This window comes from Vreelandella sp. V005 (genome assembly GCF_052645115.1).
Genome location: NZ_JBQXYA010000005.1, coordinates 37,941 through 56,824 on the forward strand (window position 1 = coordinate 37,941; position 18,884 = coordinate 56,824).

The following is an 18,884-nucleotide window of genomic DNA, read 5'->3' on the forward strand; positions in this document are numbered from 1 at the left end:
GCGATGGAGAGGATTACTCGTCGCTGGCGTCAATGACCAAGTCGCCCAGGTAGGGGAAATCGATAGCATTGACCACCGGCTCAACGTCAACGCCATCCGCGGCAGCATAGGCAAGGTTCTGCCAGTGCAGCATGATGAAACCGACATCTTCGTACAGCATGGCTTCGGCTTCACGCAGCATTTCGTTGCGTTTTTCCAGATCCGTTTCGCTGTCTGCTTCGGTAACCAGGGCATCAATCTCTTCGTTGCAGTAGCTGCCATAATTGTACTGACCAGCGCCAGTTTCTTCATCGATGCAGAAGGAGAGGTACTGGAAGAAGTTGGCGCTATCTTCGGTATCGGCGTGCCAACCGATCATCGCCATATCGGATGCGCGAGTATCGTATTCAGGCCAGTACTGAGCCAGCGGCATGGTGCGCAGTTCAACGTCGATATTAATTTGTGCCAGCATGTTGGCAACCGCTTGAGCGATTTGCGCATCGTTAACGTAGCGGTTATTGGGCGCGATCATTTCAACGGTGAAGCCATCTTCATAACCGGCTTCTGCCATTAGCTCTTTAGCGCGTTCAATATCATAGCGTGGCGTTAAGTCAGAGTTGTGGCCAGAATAGCCTTCGGGAGAGAACTGACCCGCCGGGTTAGCGAAGCCACGCATCAAACGGTCGGCAATGCCTTCCTGGTTAATGGCTAAATCGACTGCTTGACGAACGCGAGCGTCCTGGAAGGCTTCGACACGCTCTTCGTTCATCTGGAAACCAATAATACGCGTACCGTCAATCTCAATCAGATTGACACCATCTGCTTCACGGACACGGTCTAAATCGTTAGGCGGCACGGCATCAATGAAGTCAACGCCACCAGAGAGCAGTGCAGCAACGCGAGAAGCGTTTTCGGCAATCGGCGTTAATACGATATTGGAAACATTGCCTTCGCTTTCGGTATCCCAGTAATCTTCAAAGCGTTCGAAGTCGACGCGCACGCCCTGGCGACGGTCGGTGACAATGAACGGCCCTGTGCCGGAAACATTGCGTGAAGCGAAGGAGTTACCCGCTTTGACGATTTCAGCTTTATCGCTGCCGTCTTCGGTTTCACCGGTATAGAACTCGCTATCCAGCGGGAAGATATAAGTAGCGAGGTTGAGCAGCAGTGGATAGGGCTCAGTCGTGACGATCTCAACAGTGTAGTCGTCAACGGCTTCGGCGCTGGCAACCGGCTCGAAGATGGCGCGGTAGTCAGGGCTCTCTTTTAGACGCTCAATCGTCCATACCACATCTTTCGCGGTGAACTCATTACCCGAATGAAAGGTAACGCCTTCACGCAATGTCATGCGCATGGTGGTTTCGTCGACCTGCTCCCACTCGGTAGCAAGGCGCGGCTCAAACTGAAAATCCTTGGTCCAACGTACGAGAGGGTCAAACGCCAAGTGAGAAAAACGCAGCACGCCGCCAGACAGCTGTTCATGTAAATCAAGCGTTTCGGGGTCGGCAGAGTAACCAATGCGAAGCGTTTCCGCACTTGCAGTCATCGGCAATAACGTTGTACCTGCCACCACGGCACCAATAACAGAAGCCAGTAGGGTTTTCTTGAGCGTCATAATTGTTCCCTTGGGTCATTGTTTATTGTTCGTTTTACGGTTTTTTTCGCTCGCTTAAGCGCAAGAATCCCCGTAAAACAGACACGGTCAGCTTGAAAGCCGTTTAAATAACACGGACTAACAACATAGAGAGTGGCATGTGCGTCACACAATCGAAATAATGACAGGCATCATTCGTCTGCTACATGACGCGGCTAGTGGCGGCCTATTAGTGGGCTGTCATTAGACAAAAGTAGCAGTCAGGGTGAAGCCTAAAGAGGTGGAGAAGCCGTATGTGGGAAAAAATAGCAGTCGCCGCCATCGCTTGGTACCTCCCCGCGTTTGCCGTTGAACCAGTGTTTGGATCTTCTGCTGACCAAGGCACCGACACTACTTCTTCACAGAACATGGAAAGGGTAGCTCAAATAAAAGGAGCACTTGATGATGAGCAGCGCGAATGGTTTATTTTAAGTCACGGCCGTGACTCAAGCGCGTCGTTCGTCGAGTCAGGTGATCATATCACCGTTGATATCACTGGTTTTGTTGACGACGAGAAGTGGGAGACGCAAGAGTCGTTATCGCTTAGCCTGACTGTCAGTGAAGAGCAGCTCACTAGCGCTACGGTGCTACACCCCTTGGGAGAAACGCCATCACCGCCGCTATACACCTCCGAGGGAGGCGATGTTGAAGTAACCCTAACGCACTATGAACGGGTTAATCATCGTGTGTACGTGGCTGGCAGCATCAAGGGGGCCCTAGCGCTGCAAGTTCAATTAGGAGAGCCCCCACACCAGGAAGAAACTATTGCTGTTGATGTGACGTTCGATGTGGAAGCGCAAAAAGTTGAGTTTTAATGTATGCGGCCGATGGGTATCGGCCGCCAGTAACAACCATTAATTGATGGCGTAGCGGGCTAGCCAAACTGCTTATGTAGCCAGGCATTAATAGTGTCGGATTCGTACATCCACTCTTCTCGGCCATCATCATGAACAATTTTTAAGCAGGGCACTTTGACCTTTCCTCCCCCTTCAAGAAGAGCCTGCTTATGCTCAGGGTCAAGCTGAGCATCGCGCAGCTCAATATTTAATCCCAACCGCGCTATCTCTTTGCGCACCTTCATGCAAAATGGGCAGGTACGAAATTGATACAGAGCCAACCGCTGGCATGTTTCATCAATCTTCGCTTGCTCTTCAGGTGAGCGCTCAACCGACTTAGGCGTGGAGAGCTTTTCTGAAATCAGCATAAATGGGGCAAGCACTAAGCGAACGCCACGGAAAAAATAGCGAATTAACATACGCATCGAAAGGCTCCTTTCGCTGATGTTCGAGCTACTATCAGCGTGCCGAATGAAATGGAAGTAGCTAACGTTGATAAACGGTGGTCGCATCCTGCAACAACTGAAAGGTTTTGTCACTTGAAGGTCGATTTGTTCCCGTTAATCGCCGTTATTAGCGATGAGTGGATGAGCAAAGTGGGCCAGCATGCTAGGCTATTTGGCTATTTTTACGCCATGTTTTGGCTTTCTATTAAATTTACTGGCGATTAACGGGGCGAGAGCCATGCATCTGCATATTATTGGTATCTGCGGCACCTTTATGGGGAGCCTGGCGCTGCTGGCGCGTGAGCTGGGCCATCAGGTAAGTGGCTCTGATCAGCATGTCTATCCCCCCATGAGCACCCAATTGGTGGATGCGGGTATTACTTTGATGGAGGGGTATCACGCGGAGCATCTCTCGCCCGCGCCCGACCTGGTGGTAGTAGGTAACGCGTTATCGCGAGGCAATGAAGAAGTAGAAGCATTGCTGAATAGCGGCCTACCCTATACATCAGGTGCTCAGTGGCTGGCAGAGCATGTATTGCCGGGACGGCGTGTTATCGCAGTAGCGGGCACCCACGGAAAGACGACCACGGCGAGCATAGTGGCATGGCTATTGGAAAGCGGCGGATTAGCGCCGGGGTTTTTGATCGGCGGCGTGCCGCGTAACTTCGGTGTCTCGGCGCGTTTGGGGGATCCTCGGGCGCCGTTTGTGGTGGAGGCGGATGAGTATGATACGGCCTTCTTCGATAAACGTTCCAAGTTCGTTCACTACCGTCCACACATTGCGATACTCAATAACCTTGAGTTCGATCATGCGGATATATTTCCCGACCTGGCCGCTATTGAGCGTCAGTTCCATCACTTGGTGCGAACTGTGCCCAGTCAAGGGCAGCTGTTAGTAGCAGATGAACAGCCCGCGCTCGAGCGTGTATTGGCTCAAGGTGTTTGGACGCCTGTCGCCCACTTTGGTAACCAAGCAACGAGTCAGTGGCAGCTAACGCTAGAGCGCGCCGACGCAAGCCGCTTCCAGGTGCTTTATAGCGGCAGTCAGGCTGAAGATGGCCCGGAAGAAGATGGTGTGGTGGAGTGGGCACTCACCGGGGAGTACAACGCTCGCAATGCGTTGGCGGCATTGGCAGCAGCCAGCCTGTGTGGGATTGATTTGGTCCGAGGCTGTGCAGCGTTGGCACGCTTTGAGACCCCAAGAAGGCGACAGGAAGTGCGTGGCGAAATCAATGGCATTCAGGTGATTGATGATTTCGCCCACCACCCCACGGCAATTGCCGCTACGCTCAAAGGTCTTCGTGCGGCGACCACCAAAGGTCGACTGCTGGCTGTTATTGAGCCGCGTTCTAATACTATGCGCTTAGGTGCACTGCGCGAACGCTTGGTCGAGAGCGTGGCTGATGCAGACAGCGTTTTTTGGTTTCAGCCCACAGGCCTTGATTGGTCGATGGAAGAATTAGTGGCTTCACAGGGTGGGCATGCGCAGTTGCATAGTGACATAGACAAATTGGTCGCAGCCGTCGTCACTCAAACGTCACCCTTAGATCGCATAGTGGTGATGTCCAATGGGGGGTTTGAGAGTGTCCATGAGCGCTTGCTAGCCGCTTTGTCGAGTGCTCAAACAGCCAATGCGGACGAGGGCCACAAGTGAGCAATTCAGTAGACGCCGTTTTTAAGAAACCCATTACCGTCGCGCTGACCGGTGCCTCCGGTGCCCAGTATGGGCTGCGCTTGATTGATGTATTGGTCGCCGCGGGCCATGAAGTGTGGGTGATGATTTCCAAGGCTGCGCAGATGGTGATTGCCACTGAAACGGATATTGAATTGCCCGCACAGCCTACGCGTCTAGCCCAGGCATTAAGTGAGCGTAGTGGTGCTCTGCCCGGTCAGATTCGCTGCTTTGGGCGTGAAGACTGGATGGCGCCGGTGGCGTCTGGCTCTGGTGCGCCATCGGCAATGGTGGTGTGTCCCTGTTCAACAGGAACGCTGTCGGCCGTGGCGACAGGTGCCAGTAATAATCTCATTGAGAGAGCGGCGGATGTCGCGATAAAAGAGCGACGTACGTTAGTGCTGGTGCCCCGTGAAAGCCCCTTTTCGCCTATTCATCTAGAGCATATGCTGACATTAAGCCGCTTAGGCGTGGTTATCCTGCCTGCTGCTCCCGGGTTTTATCATCGTCCACAAAGTATCGATGATCTAATCGACTTCATCGTAGCGCGCATTCTTAATCAGTTGGCAATTGAGCACGCTCTTGTGCCTCGCTGGGGCGAGGTAGAGCGACCTTCTAATCCTTCATCAGAGAAGGACGGCTGATTTATGTCTTGGGCGACACTCTCCGTTTTTGTCCCAACGTTTTTGTTTGTATCGCTGACCCCTGGGATGTGTATGACCCTCGCCATGGTGCTGGGTATGACCCAAGGCGTTAAACGTACCCTATGGATGATGATGGGCGAATTACTCGGCGTCGGCTTGGTCGCGGCGGCTGCAGGTGCCGGCGTGGCGGCGTTGATGCTGCGGCAGCCCGAGCTGTTTGTATTGTTCAAGTGGGTAGGCGGTGCCTATTTGGGCTATTTAGGCGTGATGATGTGGCGCTCGCGCGGGCGGATGGCGATCCCGAACGAGTTAGATGCAGGCCCACCGGCTAGCCGGCTGCAACTCGCTATGCAGGGCTTTGTGACCGCCGTCGCCAATCCAAAAGGGTGGGCATTCTTCATGGTGCTATTGCCGCCTTTTTTGGACAGCAACCGCCCCTTACCAGGCCAGCTCAGCCTACTCATCGCGGTTATTTTAACCATCGAGTTTGCCAGCATGCTGGTTTACGCCACCGGTGGTAAGACGCTCCGCAATGCGCTGGGTAAAAGCGGCAATGTGCGCTTGCTTAACCGCATCGCAGGCACGTTAATGATTGGGGTTGGACTTTGGCTTGCACTAGGTTAGTTTTTGATAGCGCTCGGATGCGTTTTTGATAGCTCTTTAAACTGGCGGTAAAAAACCAACACGGGCGCTAATCATCACCAGCGAGGCTACGCTGAGTAAGGCCCAGGGGCAGGGGCGCAGGCTTTGCCTAGGCTGCTGCTGCCAGTGCAATAGAGTAAGCGCACACACCACCAGCCCTAGAAGCGCGCCCCCCACCAAATCACTCAACCAATGCACGCCCACCACCAGTCTCGACAATGCCATGGGCAGCGCAAGCGCAAGCGCACCCCAATAGGCCCAAAAGCGCTTTTGGCGGGGTAGTTCGGCTGCGACAAAGGCAGCTGACAACCCAAATAGCACCACTGCCGTGGAAGTATGCGCGCTCGGGTAGGAGAACGAGCCTAGCAGGTAGTCAGGGGTGTCGGGACGAGTGCGCTCAAATAATCCCTTGCCAATAATATTAAGCAGTGCAACGCCTGCAAATGCGCCTCCCCAGTGCAGCAGCACGTCCCACCGTTTGCCTATTAAAAACCAAACCACCCAAGGCAGCGTCAGCGCAATGATGCCAAAGGTATCGCCGATTTCTGCAAATAGAGTGCCTACAAAGTAAGTCACCCCACTTTGAAGCCCTGAAAACAGCCGGTGGATGAAGAGATCCATAGGCAGAGGGTCAGTTTGTGCAGTGACCATCAATGTCCAACCAGACAAGCTGCCCAGTGCTATTACCAACAGCAGCAGCGAGGCCAGTGGAACATCACCGGATTGACTCAATGCCAGCCAAGGGCGCCTTAACAGGGGGAGTCGACGAACGGTACCTGCAATGGCCCGATAGAGTCGCCCATGCCGCGTGGCTTGATGGCGCCCCCAGGAAAAAATAAATGCGAGGGCGACAATAACCGCGGCCAGTATCAGTAAAGCCGCTTCAAGGCCTGGGGGCAGATTTAAATGATGCTGCCAAGTGCGCCCCAGCAAATAGCCGGGCAAAATATACGCGGGTGCCCACAGGGCCGCCGAGGTTATGTTCGCCCAGATAAAGGTACGCGGCGGCATATGCATCATGCCTGCGACCAGGGGAATGATAGGTCTGACAGGCCCTACAAAGCGGCCAATAAAAACAGACCACACACCGTAGCGCTCGAAAAAGCGTGCCCCACGGCCCAGCCATTCAGGATGTTGAGAGAGCGGCCAGCGCTGGGTGACGTATTCCCGATGCCGATAGCCGAGCGAGAAACTAACGCCATCACCTATTAAAGCGCCGATAAATGCCGCACCGATCAGCCAAGCCAATGCGATATCCTGATGTCCCGCCATTGATGCAGCCGAGGTGATTAGCACCACTCCAGGGACTAGCAACCCCACCAACGCAAGCGATTCCACTAATGAAATGGCCAGCACCAAGGAGAGTAGCACGGGTGGTGATGGCGTTAATGAGTGGAGTATATCGACTAGCGACACGGACTTCTCCGGTGATCAATGAGCGGGGGTAGGGCTGGAAATTAAACGTTGGCCAATGATGAACCGCGTGATTCTAAACGTTTTATATAGCGCTCAAAGCTTTCTGCTCGACTGGGCAGGCAGGCCGCAATGCGCGCTTCCAGCTGGCCTGTTTCCACCAAGACGCGTTGAGAAAGTGCGCGCTGCAAGCGCTCCCGCACCAGTAGTGCGCCGCTTTCACTCGTATCAGGTAAAACAAGCCAAAAGGTGGCGTTGTCCGCGCGGCCGAGTACGTCATGATCACGACAACGACTATTGACTTCGCTACATAGTGCCCCGAGTAGTGCTTTCAATGCGCGATGACCAAACTGTTCTTCAGCCATGTCCAATTGCGGCAAGTGCAAAACCAGTACCGCCAACTGTTGATTGAGCATAGCCGCGCGCTGGAACTCGCTGTTTAAGCGCTCCTTTAACGTGTCAATGTGAAAAGCGTTGCAGTCGCTATCGTTGGGATCGGTAGCACGCAGCAGGGCGCGGCGGCGAGCGTGTTCCCAGCGCGGTAGGGCCAGTAACAACGTTAAGGCAGCATAGCCAACGATAATCGCGGTTGGCGCAGCTGCGACGGAGGGAAGTAGCCACCATAATGGGCCGACGGTGACATTGGTCAGTACCGCAGCCCATAGCGGCAATAGTAAAAATGCGGCGGTGATTGGTAAGCCGAGCCAAATTGCTGACACATCAGGATGGTGGTAGTACGCACTCAGTACCACTAAGTAAGTACAGCACAGCAATACAATGCGCGGCAGATAGCTCTTAAGCCCTTGCCCAATATGCATAAGCAGGGCTGACAGCAGCAGCAGCGTCATAAAAGTCGGAATGAGTAGGTCGCGGTAATCGCCCATGGCATAGAGCCACAGTGCGTAACCTATCATTAACGCAATGCTTGATGCGTAAGCAAGTGTCATTAAACGCTTGGGAATGCGGTGTTCGGTCATATCGTCTCCCGTACTCGCTCCGCCGGTAATTTACTTATTTCAAACACCGAGAGCGTCGCCGGTTCGATATCAACTAGATTGAGGTACTCGCTGGAAATGTTGTCAGGTAGCTCCGTCAGTAAAAGCTGGCGACGTTGAGCGGCCTCGTTGGGTGAGCGGGAGAGAATCAGCGTGGCTAACGTGGTACTACCTAAACGGTAAACGTTTTCAAAATCATGGGTTAGCTCACAAAGCTTTTGTGCGGTTGGCCAAAGCTGATGCCGTTTCACATGGAGGATAAACAGCTCTGCGTAAACGCCTTCACGCTCACAGCGCGTTTGTTCACGGGTAATATCGCGCAGTAACTGCTCGCCGGCCCATAAGTTCAGCCCCGGGATCAAGCGTAAGCGCTGACGAATGGAGCCATTCATGTCGATAAGCTGTTGTGCTCTGGATGAGGCGAGTAAACCAAGTGTCAATAAAGCGCACAGCAGTAAAATGAATTCTGGTTTGTTCAGTTGGGGCGCGACCATGACAGCACTGAGCAAAGCAGCGCTAAGATTAAAAGCGGCCACCCAATGATTCTGTGGCAGCATCAACATGGCTGCCCAAGCCCAAATAAGAATGCCGTGCCGCTCAGGAGCTGCTGCAATCAAGCTAACCAGTAGCGCACCGGGTATAAGCTGCCATGGTAACCCCCTCGAGCGGCGGTGGCTGAAATCGAGCATAAGAGCAGTGATGAATAGCCAGCCAACAGAAAGCCACAGCACCAAGGCTGCCGCTGGTGGCGTAGAAGGCGTCCAGAGTGCTAACGCAACGGCCGCCGCTAAGAGGTTGGCGCGTAGTAGACGTATTTTGTACTTGCTTTGCATGGTGACTTACTATTCGTCCTGAATAACCTGAAGTATCTGAGCAAGTGAGTGAGCGTGTAATGAAAAAAATGCACCACACACATTAGCGCCTTAATCACCCTCAGTATAACGTCGAAATAGCGTAACATGAGTACAAACATGAAAACGGCTACAGATCATGCCATTCAACGACATTAGACGTAGCATTTCCTAACTGCAGAGCAATGAATCCTGGCGCTTTGTCGGGCTTCATTCATTTTAGTAATCGCGACGCCGCACGGAGACATTATGAGCGTTTCAACACCGTCCCACGAAGAGGCCCATTTGCACTTATCTTCCGGTGATGTGCCCGCCTATATGCAGGCGTTAGGGCAAGCGGCACGCCGCTCAGCCAGCCAGTTACGCCGAGCGGATACGGGATTGAAAAACAGCGCCCTGATGGCAATGGCTCAACGTGTGGAAGCAGCACGAGGTCGTATTCTAGACGCCAACGCTGAGGATTTACAGCAAGGCCGTCAGAGTGGTCTAGAGAGTGCTCTGTTAGATCGTTTAGCATTAAACGATGCGCGTATCGACGCCATGATTGAAGGGCTTCACCAAGTGGCGAGCTTGCCCGACCCAGTAGGCGAGCTGAGTGAAATGCGCTACCGTCCCAGCGGGATTCAGGTGGGTAAAATGCGTGTACCACTGGGCGTGATTGGCATTATTTACGAGTCACGTCCTAACGTAACGTTAGAAGCCGCCAGCTTGTGTCTAAAATCTGGCAATGCCTGCATATTGCGAGGTGGTTCAGAGGCCAGAGCCTCTAATGCCGCTATTGGCGCTTGTATTCAAGCAGCGCTTACTGATGTGGGATTGCCGTTGGGGTGTGTACAGGTCGTGGGGACGACTGATCGGGCAGCGGTGGGGGAAATGATTAGTATGCCGGAGTATGTGGATGTGATTATTCCGCGTGGCGGGAAATCGCTGATTGCGCGCATTACGCGCGATGCGCGTGTGCCGGTGATTAAACACCTTGATGGGGTGTGCCATGTTTATATTGATACCACCGCGGATCCTGCCAAAGCCTTGGCGATAGCCGTCAATGCGAAAACCCACCGTTACGGTACCTGCAACACAATGGAAACGCTGTTGGTCGATGCGCCAATTGCTGACTTACTGTTGCCAGAGCTGGCGCGTGCCTACGCGGAACATGAGGTAGAGCTGCGTGGTTGTGAGCGCACGCAGGCTCTGCTGCCTCAGGCGATTGCCGCGCAGGAAGCTGATTGGTATGCCGAATATTTAGCCCCGGTGTTGGCCATTAAAGTAGTGGATGGTATTGATGACGCTATTAGCCATATTGAGCAGTATGGCTCTCACCATACCGATGCAATTGTGACTCAAGACTACTCCCTGGCGCGGCGTTTTATGGCGGAAGTGGATTCGAGCTCCGTCATCGTAAATGCATCGACGCGCTTTGCCGATGGTTTTGAATATGGACTAGGGGCAGAGATTGGTATTTCAACCGACAAGCTACACGCCCGAGGGCCTGTGGGGTTAGAGGGCCTCACTACCCAAAAATACGTCGTGTTTGGTGATGGCCAAGTGCGCCAGTAAGGGGGGGAGATGAATCAAACGGTACAGCGTATAGGGATGCTGGGCGGCACATTCGACCCCATTCATATAGGGCATTTACGTAGTGCGGTTGAATTGCACGAAGCGCTATCGCTGGATCAACTGCACATGATTCCTGCCCAACAGCCACCCTTACGGGGGCAGCCTCAGGTATCTCCCGAACAGCGGCTAGCGCTCTTGAAAGCGGGCATTGGTGACACCCCAGGGCTAGTGGCTGACGATCGTGAGCTACGACGTGACGGGCCTTCATACAGCATTGATACGCTTGCCGAGTTGCGTACGGAGTACGGTGTACAAACGCGCCTGGTCATGGTGATTGGCTATGATGCTTTTTTGCGCCTAACACACTGGCATCAACCCGAGCGTCTATTTGCGTTTGCCCACTTAGTGGTGATTGCGCGTCCTGGTTACAACGATTCACTACCAGCATCTTTAACGGAACTGGTGGCGCATAGGGAAGTCGATAACGTAGTGACATTGATGCAGCAGCCAAGTGGCGGTTTTCTGTCGCTTGAATTGCCATCGCTACTGGCCATTTCAGCGACCTACATTCGCGACCGATTAGAGAAGGGCAAGAACGTGCGTTATTTGGTACCGCCGCCCGTGGAACAGACTATTACAGACCTTGGTCTCTACCAGAAGCGTGAATAGCGCTGGCAGTCATCAAATAAGCCGTTACAATGGCCGGCTTTATTGACCGATTACCCCATGAGGTTGTCTTTAGGAGTCATGCACATCGATACATTGAAAAATCTAGCGGTTGACGCGCTGGAAGAATTGAAAGCACGCGACATAACGCAGTTAGATGTCGCTAAATTAACCGAGGTCACCGACCTCATGTTGATAGCCAGCGGCACTTCGACTCGTCATGTGGCTGCACTGGCGCAAAACGTGGTGGAAAAAGCCAAAGCTGCAGGCCACGGCCCGATGGGCGTGGAAGGCGGCGATAATGCCGACTGGGTACTGGTCGACCTGGGGGATGTCGTAGTTCATGTCATGATGCCTGAGGCGCGTACCCTATATGACCTAGAGCGGCTATGGGCCGATCTGCCCAGTGACTCGGGCGCGATTGGTGAGTCGCTTGAGCGCTTTCATGAGCGAGCTGGCATGTCATGAGGATCCGGCTGTTAGCGGTGGGAAGCAAAATGCCTGCGTGGGTAGAAGAAGGCGTCGAAACTTACCGCAAACGGCTGCCGAGAGACTTTTCGCTTGAGATTGAGGAAATCCCGCTCGGCCAGCGTGGCAAAAATGCCGATATCGCGAAGGCGCGTGCCCAAGAGGCTCAGCGTATTCGCGATAAGCTACGCGGCGACGAATACGTCGTTGCATTAGAGGTCAAAGGCAAGCCATGGACCACCGAACAAGTGGCTCAAGAAGCTGATGGCTGGCGTATGTCAGGACGTGACATCGCCCTGCTTGTCGGTGGGCCAGATGGGCTGGAGCCTACGCTCTCAGCCGCTGCGGATAGAACCTGGTCAATCTCTCCTTTGACGTTGCCTCATCCGCTGGTGCGAATAATGCTGGCAGAGCAGCTCTACCGTGCCTGGACATTACTAGTGAATCACCCTTATCACCGCTAACACTGACTGGTGAGCCATCACCGTTTGTGTTTTATTGCGTCTTTTGTTTGTTTTGAGAGTCACCGTTGCCATGCTCAAGCGCCCCAACACGCTAAAAAACTCCGGGCAAGAACTGCGTATTTTTCGTGTTAGAGCGCTACTCGCCATCGTGGTGGTGTTAACGCTTGCCGGGTTGCTAACGGGGCGCCTTATTTATCTACAAATCGTCCAGCACGACATGTATAGCACCCGCTCTGAAAATAACCGTGTGCGTGTCGAACCGCTTCCCCCTAACCGCGGATTGATTTATGACCGCAACGGGGTGCTATTAGCAGAAAATCGTCCAACCTATAATCTGACGCTTGTGCGTGAACGGGTCGATAATCTGGACGAAACGCTGGCGCTGTTGGTCGAGCTGCTTGAGTTGCCTGAAGAAGAGATCGAAGCGTTTAACGTGCGCTCCCGCCAACGCCAGCGCCCTTTTCAGCCTGCGCTGCTTACCAGTGATTTAAGCGAAGATCAGATCGCCCGCCTGGCAGTTAACCGCCACCGCCTGCCTGGGGTAGAAATAGAGGCCCAGCCGCTGCGGTTTTACCCGGACGCGGAGATTATGGCCCACGCGTTAGGGTATGTGGGTCGTATTAATGCCGAAGAGATGGAGTCGCTGGAAGCGGGAAGCTACGCGGGTACTCACTTTATCGGTAAAACCGGTATCGAGCGCTTCTACGAAGAAGAGCTACATGGACAGGCGGGGCTACGCAAAGTAGAAACGAATGCCCGTGGCCGCGTGTTAAGAGAGTTGGGGCGTACTGATCCGGTGCCAGGGCAAAACGTAACGCTAACGCTGGATAAATCCCTCCAAATGCTGGCGTATGAGCTCCTAGATGGACGCCGTGGCTCGATCGTCGCCATTGCACCTGCCACCGGTGAAATTCTGGCCATGGTGTCGACACCGGGGTTTGACAGCAACCAGTTTGTCACCGGTATTGATGTCGCCTCTTATCGTGGTTTGCAGGAAGACCTTGATCTCCCGCTGTTTAACCGGGCTATCCGTGGCCATTATCCTCCGGGTTCGACCATTAAGCCATTTCTGGCGCTCGCCGGGTTAGTGGAGGGTGTTATTACGCCGGATAGCACCATTAATGACCCCGGTTACTACCAATTGCCCAATGATTCCCGCCGTTATCGTAACTGGTTACGCTGGGGGCATGGTCGAGTAGACATGGAGCGCTCTCTGGCGGTTTCTAATAATACTTACTACTACACACTGGCGCATGATTTGGGTATCGATAACCTGCATGAGCAGATGAGTAATTTTGGCTTTGGCCAGCGTGTCGCCCATGACGTCCAGGGCGAAAGCGGCGCTTTAATGCCTTCGCGTGATTGGAAGCGGGGACGTTTCAATCAGCCCTGGTACCCTGGTGAAACACTCTCGGTGGGTATCGGGCAAGGTTATTGGCAGGTGACGCCGCTGCAACTCGCCAGTGCCACTGCAACGCTGGCTAACCGGGGTCATTGGGTGAAACCACGCCTCGCTCGCCAAATTGGCGATACGCCTGTGCCCCGCGACTTGCCCGAGACATTAGATGACATTCAGTTAGCCAATGATAACTGGTGGGATAGGGTGTTCAGCGGGATGGAGAAAGTCATTAGTGGTAGTGAAGGGACTGCCCGCCGAACGGGGGTGGGGCTTGAATATCGCATGGGCGGCAAGTCAGGTACTGCCCAGGTGTTTTCGCTAGGACAGGATCAACGCTATAACGCGGATGAGCTAGCGGAGCGGCTGCGAGATCACGCGCTGTTTATGGCTTTTGCGCCCTTGGAAAATCCTCAGATTGCGGTCTCCGTTATTGTTGAAAATGCTGGCGGCGGTAGTACCCACGCAGCGCATTTGGCCCGTGCCATGACCGATGCTTGGTTGCTTGAAGATGAAGCGCCCGATGTAGAAGAAGTGCGTGAAGTCTTGGAAGAAGATGATGCCAATGTGGAGGGTAACTAACGCATGCCTTGGCATTATTTAGCACGTTCGATGCGTGGTCATCCTGTGCGCCCCCCGGAAAGCGGCATCGCCCGGCGCAAAAGTGTCTGGGAGCGGATCCATATAGACCCCTGGTTGCTGGGCTTGCTGCTACTATTGATGGGCGGCGGTTTAATCGTTCTTTACAGCGCGTCTGGTCAATCCATCGATGCTGTGATTGCCCAGGGTATACGTTTTAGTATTGCTCTGGTGGGCATGGTGATTATTGCCCAATTTTCACCCTCTACTTTCTTACGTTTTGCCCCATTAGCTTATGGCATCGGTGTCGCCATGCTGGTAGCCGTTGATGTGGTGGGCGATGTCGGCATGGGCGCTAAGCGTTGGTTAGTCATTCCTGGCGTGATTCGATTTCAACCCTCGGAAATGATGAAACTGGCGGCCCCGCTGATGGTCGCGGCTTATCTAAACCGATGTGAACTGCCGCCGCGCCTGCGCGATATACTCGTATGCGGCGTTATCATCGGCTTACCTGTTGTGCTGACGGCTATCCAGCCTGACTTGGGCACTTCATTGCTGGTCGCCAGTGCTGCCCTCATTGTGGTTCTGCTAGCAGGCTTGTCGTGGCGTTTAATCGGCTTTATTGCCGCGCTTGGCGCTTCCGGCGTGCCGTTGTTATGGATGAATATGCATAACTACCAGCGTCAGCGCGTACTGACGTTTCTGAACCCTGAAAGCGATCCGCTAGGTTCTGGCTGGAATATCATCCAATCGACGACTGCCATCGGTAGCGGTGGACTTTGGGGTAAAGGCTGGCTGCAGGGTACTCAGTCCCAGTTGGAGTTCTTACCTGAACGGCATACCGACTTCATCATTGCCGTGCTGGGGGAGGAGTTTGGTTTGGTAGGCATGCTGGTGCTGCTGAGCTTGTATCTATTAATCGTAAGCCGTGGGCTATGGATGGCGAGCGCCGCTCAGGATACCTTTGGCCGTTTAGTCGCTGGCAGTATTATTCTCACGTTTTTCATTTATGTGTTTGTCAATATGGGCATGGTGAGCGGTATTTTGCCCGTTGTTGGCGTACCGTTACCGTTGGTTAGCTTTGGCGGCACCTCAAGCGTGACCTTGTTAGCCGGTTTCGGTATTCTCATGTCCATACATGCGCATCGCCGGTTGCTCTCGCGCTAGCGAAGTTATCTCGTTTAGGGGTTTGTAATGCACTTCAATGGAAGGCGCGGCCATGATTAACGTTGGCATCAATCGTTTCAGAATAAAGCGCTCAGGAGTGGAGAGTTAATGAACAAGGTTCAAGGAAAAGCGAGCCGCTATTTATTGGCAGCGATGATGTGCTGGTTGGCATCCCCAGCACTTGCCGATGAGCCTTCAGAAAAAGGGCTGCATTTTGCTCCCCAGCATAATGCTGACAGCCAACTATTGATGGAAGCGTTAATGGAGCAGGGATTGCCACAAGCCTGGCTAGAAGAGGCGCTTGGGCAGGCAAACTACACGCAAAGCGTTCTTGATGCGATGGAAGGGGCAGCCGAACGCCGTCTAAAGTGGCACGAGTATCGGGCTATTTTCATAACCCAGCAGCGTATTGATGAAGGTGTGGCATTCATCAATGAGCACGCGGAAGCCTTGGCACGTGCTGAAAATACTTATGGTGTGCCCGCCGACATCATTGCGGCTATTATTGGCGTTGAAACCTATTACGGTCGGCATAAAGGCCAACATCGCGTGCTAGATTCATTAGCCACCTTGGCGTTTCACCATCCCCAAAGAGGCGACTTTTTTCGTGGTGAGCTTGCCGCTTTTTTACGTATCGCGTATGAGCAGCAGGTCGACCCGACAACGCTGCGCGGCTCTTATGCGGGCGCCATGGGCTATCCGCAGTTCATACCCACCAGTTACCAAGCATATGCAGTAGACTTCGATAACGATGGTCGACGTGATTTATGGGAGAACCCCGTTGATGCGATTGGCAGCGTCGCAAACTACTTTGCTGAGCATCACTGGAAGCCTGGCGCAGATATATACCATACGGCCACTGGCCCAGAGGGATTGCCAGATGACTTACTGCAGTCGCTTTCGTTTAATCAAGCGTCGCCCCCTGCGGTAACTGTCGCTCAGCTTGCCACGCATGGGCTGACGCCTAATGACTCACTTGATGATGACTTAATGGTAGTCCCCTTGGCGCTAGAATTCGCCGACGGAGCGACTCGTTACCGGCTGGGCGAGCACAATTTTTATGTCATCACGCGCTATAACCACAGTCATCTTTATGCGATGGCCGTTGCTGAGTTGGCGGAAGCGATCGCCGCAAAGCACGACAGGCCGAATGAGGACAAGCTGGTTGAGCACAAGCTAGTTGAGGACAACGTATGAAGGGCAAACTGACGACCACCAGCCGTGTCGGTGGGCTCATCGCCTTGCTGGCGCTAATCAGCGGCTGCGCGAGTAACGATACTCAGCGTATAGACACGCCTAGCTCGGCTAACCAAACGGCAGCCCCGGTTTCATCGTCGGCTACCAGTGACGGTCGTTATGCAATGAGTGGCGATGCCTACCCGTTAGAGCCACCCGATGTCACCAAAGTGCCCGATGCAGAACCCCGCGTTGAACAGCCTTCTTCGGGCGGTAACCGTTCAACTTATGAAGTGTGGGGAAAAACCTATCACGTTTTGCCCGATGCCACAGGTTATGAGAAGCGCGGCACTGCATCCTGGTACGGTGAAAAGTTTCACGGTTATGCGACGTCAAACGGCGAAATTTACGACATGTATAAAATGTCGGCAGCTCATCGCTCGCTCCCTTTGCCAACTTTCGCCCGAGTCACCAGCTTGGATAATGGGCAATCAGTGATTGTCAGGGTCAATGACCGCGGGCCTTTCCATAGTGATCGTGAAATAGATCTTTCCTACGCGGCGGCTGCGCGGCTGGGCTTTCTTGATAATGGTACTGGCCCGGTTAAAGTCGAAGCCATCAATCCTGAGCAGTGGTTGGCCGAGCGTGGCCGTTCTGGAAGTGCACTTTCTCCAGCTCGCGCGTCAGCGCCTGCACGCGTTGCTGACAATACAGCGCCTGCCGTTGCCCGGCCCTCACAAGGGCAGGCTTCACCCCCTGCACCAAGCCAAAGCGGTTCCAATGGTGAGGTGTACCTTCAGATTGCCGCACTAGGTAACCAAGAAGGGGCGCAGCAATTACAGCGGCGTTTGCAAGGAGAGCAGCCCCATGATGTACGTATTTTGAGCAGTGCCGATATCTATCGTGTCCAAGTGGGGCCTATTAGGCCCGGGCAGGAAACGCAGGCGCGCGAAACACTTCGTCAGGCGGGGTTCCCCCAGGTCTTCGTTGTGCGATAATTAGCTCCCTATTTATTTCTTGTGGCGCGTTTTACGCGCCGCCTTGTTTTAAAAATAAGCTTTACAAGTAAGCTTTCAAGTAAGTGAGACTGACGTTATGAACGTGTTTACATCCATTGGTCGCTCAGCACGCCTGTGCCTTTTTGCTGCAATGACGACGGTTGCGGTACCTGCAGCGGCGCAGGTGATACCACAGCCGCAAACTATTATCCCTTCAGCTCCACAGTTAGCGGCAAGTTCATGGATACTAATGGATGCCAACAGTGGCCGAATTTTAGCGGAGCATAATTCAGATGAGCGCTTACCGCCTGCCAGCCTGACCAAGCTAATGACGGCTTACTTGGTTGAGCGAGAGCTTGACCGTGGCACGATCAATCTCACTGATATGATCAATGTCAGTGAGAATGCTTGGCGTACCGGTGGTTCCAAAATGTTCATTGAGGTGGGCGATCAGGTTTCGGTAGACAACTTGCTTCATGGGATCATCATTGTTTCTGGTAACGATGCCAGTGTGGCGATGGCGGAACATTTGGCAGGAGGGGAAGCACCTTTTGCGGACCTGATGAATCAACATGCCACGCGATTGGGCATGAATAATACAAATTTCCAAAACGCCACGGGCTTGCCGGGTGATAATCACTACTCCACCGCGCATGATATGGCACGTTTATCCCAGCATATTATTAATGATTATCCCGACCACTATGAGATTTACTCCCAGCGTACTTTCTCTTATGGCGGCATCGACCAGCCCAACCGCAACCGTCTGCTATGGCGCGACCCTTCCGTGGATGGTCTAAAAACAGGCTGGACGACAGAGGCAGGGTTTTGCCTGGTCTCCTCAGCCAAGCGGGATGACATGCGTTTGATCTCGGTGGTGATGGGCACCAATTCCGATGAAGCGCGTGCTCAGGAAACGCAAAAGCTGCTGAGCTATGGCTTTCGCTTTTTCGAAACCATGAAGCTTTACGAGCGTGGTGCCGTCCTGGCCACGCCGCGCGTGTGGGGTGGTGATATTAATGAATTGCGAGTGGGCGTCGATGAAGAGGTCTTTATGACCCTGCCGCGTAACCGTAATGAAGAGCTGCGCGCACGCCTTAATCTGAATCCCGACCTTCAGGCGCCGATTGCGATTGGTGACGAAGTGGGCACGCTTGAAGTTCATTTGGGGGAGGAGGTGGTTGGTGAACGCCGTCTCGTAGCGTTGGAAAATATTGAAGAGGGTGGCCTCTTCAAGCGTTTATTTGATCAGGTTCAGCGCTTCTTTAGTGGCTTAATCAGTCAGTTTACCGATTAATGTTT

The 18,884-nt window shown here is 53.5% G+C and carries 19 protein-coding genes; 14 read left to right on the forward strand and 5 right to left on the reverse strand.

Features of this window, described 5'->3' with window-relative positions; all coding sequences use genetic code 11:
- Window positions 1–13 precede the first annotated feature (13 nt).
- Window positions 14–1,594: an ABC transporter substrate-binding protein gene (locus tag ACUN8H_RS12775; RefSeq protein WP_445532465.1), complete on the reverse strand. Its 1,581-nt coding sequence runs from the start codon at window positions 1,592–1,594 to the stop codon at window positions 14–16.
- Window positions 1,595–1,866: 272 nt separating this feature from the next.
- On the opposite strand from ACUN8H_RS12775, the gene ACUN8H_RS12780 reads away from it, so the two are divergent.
- Entirely contained in the window at window positions 1,867–2,427 is a 561-nt protein-coding gene (locus ACUN8H_RS12780; protein ID WP_445532466.1) for a hypothetical protein, read from the forward strand.
- 59 nt (window positions 2,428–2,486) lie between these two features.
- Here ACUN8H_RS12780 and ACUN8H_RS12785 read toward each other — a convergent pair whose 3' ends face one another.
- Window positions 2,487–2,873 carry a glutaredoxin family protein gene (locus ACUN8H_RS12785; RefSeq protein WP_445532467.1) on the reverse strand — a complete coding sequence of 129 codons (387 nt, stop codon included), beginning with the start codon at window positions 2,871–2,873 and terminating at the stop codon, window positions 2,487–2,489.
- A gap of 114 nt (window positions 2,874–2,987) precedes the next feature.
- Here ACUN8H_RS12785 and ACUN8H_RS12790 point away from each other — a divergent pair, with 114 nt between their 5' ends.
- From ACUN8H_RS12790 to ACUN8H_RS12805, 4 genes are read left to right on the forward strand one after another with little or no spacing between them, the layout of a single operon-like run.
- Complete coding sequence (locus ACUN8H_RS12790; RefSeq protein WP_445532468.1) at window positions 2,988–3,119, forward strand: hypothetical protein; 132 nt, start codon at window positions 2,988–2,990, stop codon at window positions 3,117–3,119.
- Window positions 3,120–3,132: 13 nt separating this feature from the next.
- Window positions 3,133–4,548, forward strand: coding sequence for a UDP-N-acetylmuramate:L-alanyl-gamma-D-glutamyl-meso-diaminopimelate ligase (gene mpl, locus ACUN8H_RS12795; RefSeq protein WP_445532469.1), 1,416 nt, complete (start codon window positions 3,133–3,135; stop codon window positions 4,546–4,548).
- On the forward strand, window positions 4,545–5,210 hold the full coding sequence (locus ACUN8H_RS12800; RefSeq protein WP_445532470.1) for a flavin prenyltransferase UbiX: 666 nt from the start codon (window positions 4,545–4,547) through the stop codon (window positions 5,208–5,210). Before mpl ends, ACUN8H_RS12800 begins: the two co-directional genes overlap by 4 nt.
- Before the next feature lie 3 nt (window positions 5,211–5,213).
- The gene (locus ACUN8H_RS12805) at window positions 5,214–5,834 is read left to right on the forward strand and encodes a LysE family translocator (protein ID WP_445532471.1); all 621 of its coding nucleotides are present in this window, start codon (window positions 5,214–5,216) and stop codon (window positions 5,832–5,834) included.
- Window positions 5,835–5,870: 36 nt separating this feature from the next.
- Here the strand turns inward: ACUN8H_RS12805 and ACUN8H_RS12810 are convergent, their stop codons facing one another.
- The 3 genes from ACUN8H_RS12810 to ACUN8H_RS12820 are packed head-to-tail and all read right to left on the reverse strand — an operon-like array spanning window position 5,871 to window position 9,093.
- Window positions 5,871–7,268, reverse strand: coding sequence for a bifunctional DedA family/phosphatase PAP2 family protein (locus ACUN8H_RS12810; RefSeq protein ID WP_445532472.1), 1,398 nt, complete (start codon window positions 7,266–7,268; stop codon window positions 5,871–5,873).
- Between the two features lie 41 nt (window positions 7,269–7,309).
- Window positions 7,310–8,242, reverse strand: coding sequence for a diguanylate cyclase domain-containing protein (locus tag ACUN8H_RS12815; protein WP_445532473.1), 933 nt, complete (start codon window positions 8,240–8,242; stop codon window positions 7,310–7,312).
- Entirely contained in the window at window positions 8,239–9,093 is an 855-nt protein-coding gene (locus ACUN8H_RS12820) for a hypothetical protein (protein ID WP_445532474.1), read from the reverse strand. Before ACUN8H_RS12820 ends, ACUN8H_RS12815 begins: the two co-directional genes overlap by 4 nt.
- A gap of 267 nt (window positions 9,094–9,360) precedes the next feature.
- On the opposite strand from ACUN8H_RS12820, the gene ACUN8H_RS12825 reads away from it, so the two are divergent.
- The 9 genes from ACUN8H_RS12825 to ACUN8H_RS12865 all read left to right on the forward strand — a co-directional run bounded on the left by ACUN8H_RS12825 (window position 9,361) and on the right by ACUN8H_RS12865 (window position 18,879).
- Window positions 9,361–10,668 (forward strand): glutamate-5-semialdehyde dehydrogenase, encoded by a 1,308-nt coding sequence (locus ACUN8H_RS12825; RefSeq protein ID WP_445532475.1) that lies wholly within the window; start codon window positions 9,361–9,363, stop codon window positions 10,666–10,668.
- Between the two features lie 9 nt (window positions 10,669–10,677).
- Window positions 10,678–11,337, forward strand: coding sequence for a nicotinate-nucleotide adenylyltransferase (gene nadD / locus ACUN8H_RS12830; RefSeq protein ID WP_445532476.1), 660 nt, complete (start codon window positions 10,678–10,680; stop codon window positions 11,335–11,337).
- Window positions 11,338–11,415: 78 nt separating this feature from the next.
- Entirely contained in the window at window positions 11,416–11,802 is a 387-nt protein-coding gene (gene rsfS, locus ACUN8H_RS12835) for a ribosome silencing factor (RefSeq protein ID WP_290697723.1), read from the forward strand.
- Window positions 11,799–12,266, forward strand: coding sequence for a 23S rRNA (pseudouridine(1915)-N(3))-methyltransferase RlmH (gene rlmH / locus ACUN8H_RS12840; protein ID WP_445532477.1), 468 nt, complete (start codon window positions 11,799–11,801; stop codon window positions 12,264–12,266). Before rsfS ends, rlmH begins: the two co-directional genes overlap by 4 nt.
- Before the next feature lie 70 nt (window positions 12,267–12,336).
- The gene (mrdA, locus tag ACUN8H_RS12845) at window positions 12,337–14,244 is read left to right on the forward strand and encodes a penicillin-binding protein 2 (RefSeq protein ID WP_445532478.1); all 1,908 of its coding nucleotides are present in this window, start codon (window positions 12,337–12,339) and stop codon (window positions 14,242–14,244) included.
- 3 nt (window positions 14,245–14,247) lie between these two features.
- Complete coding sequence (gene rodA, locus ACUN8H_RS12850; RefSeq protein ID WP_445532479.1) at window positions 14,248–15,408, forward strand: rod shape-determining protein RodA; 1,161 nt, start codon at window positions 14,248–14,250, stop codon at window positions 15,406–15,408.
- Window positions 15,409–15,516: 108 nt separating this feature from the next.
- Window positions 15,517–16,605: a lytic murein transglycosylase B gene (mltB, locus tag ACUN8H_RS12855; RefSeq protein ID WP_445532480.1), complete on the forward strand. Its 1,089-nt coding sequence runs from the start codon at window positions 15,517–15,519 to the stop codon at window positions 16,603–16,605.
- On the forward strand, window positions 16,602–17,582 hold the full coding sequence (locus tag ACUN8H_RS12860) for a septal ring lytic transglycosylase RlpA family protein (RefSeq protein WP_445532481.1): 981 nt from the start codon (window positions 16,602–16,604) through the stop codon (window positions 17,580–17,582). The genes mltB and ACUN8H_RS12860 overlap by 4 nt, the downstream gene beginning before the upstream one ends.
- Window positions 17,583–17,679: 97 nt before the next feature.
- On the forward strand, window positions 17,680–18,879 hold the full coding sequence (locus ACUN8H_RS12865; protein ID WP_290697741.1) for a D-alanyl-D-alanine carboxypeptidase family protein: 1,200 nt from the start codon (window positions 17,680–17,682) through the stop codon (window positions 18,877–18,879).
- Window positions 18,880–18,884 lie beyond the last annotated feature (5 nt).